The sequence below is a fragment of the Proteus faecis genome, assembly GCF_030286765.1.
GTDB classification, from domain to species: domain Bacteria; phylum Pseudomonadota; class Gammaproteobacteria; order Enterobacterales; family Enterobacteriaceae; genus Proteus; species Proteus faecis.
Map to the genome: position 1 here is coordinate 1 of NZ_JASVWV010000064.1, position 552 is coordinate 552.

At 54.7% G+C, this 552-nt stretch carries 1 protein-coding gene; it reads right to left on the reverse strand.

Features of this window, described 5'->3' with window-relative positions:
• The coding region (locus QSH13_RS18620) for a hemagglutinin repeat-containing protein (RefSeq protein WP_286047540.1) at window positions 1-496 on the reverse strand (496 nt) is incomplete at its 3' end.
• Window positions 497-552: the final 56 nt, after the last annotated feature.

The following is a 552-nucleotide window of genomic DNA, read 5'->3' on the forward strand; positions in this document are numbered from 1 at the left end:
TCGACTGAAGGGCTTTAATGCGGCTGTTATCCGTTTCTTTTGCATCTCCGGCCGTCTGTACTGCGGTATTCAGTGCTGCACCGGCAGTACCGCTCAGGGCAAGCGTAAAACCACTCTGCTTCTGTTCAGTTTTTGTCAGTTCCGTGCGTGTGTTTTCCGCTGCGGTTACCGCAACAGACTGACCGGTCAGGCTGATATCCTTTTTCGCCACCACATCACTGCCATGTACCTTTATATCCCCGCCGGCCGTCATCACAACGTTTCCGTCCGTACTGCCCAGCGTACTGCCTTTATTCAGCCGGCTGTCGCTGTCCGTGCTTTGCTTCAGTGACTGTTTACCCACGGTAAAACCAATACCGCCACTGCTCATCAGGCCGGATTTCTTCTCTTCACGCCGGTGAGTCTCATCCCGTGATTCCGTTGCGGTGGTAATATCCAGCCCCCGTCCGGCCTGCAACGCCAGATTTCCGCTGCTGACCACATTGCTGCCTGACACACTGATATCCCGCCCGGACTGAAGATGAACTGTCTCTCCGGACAGTTCAGTACTGA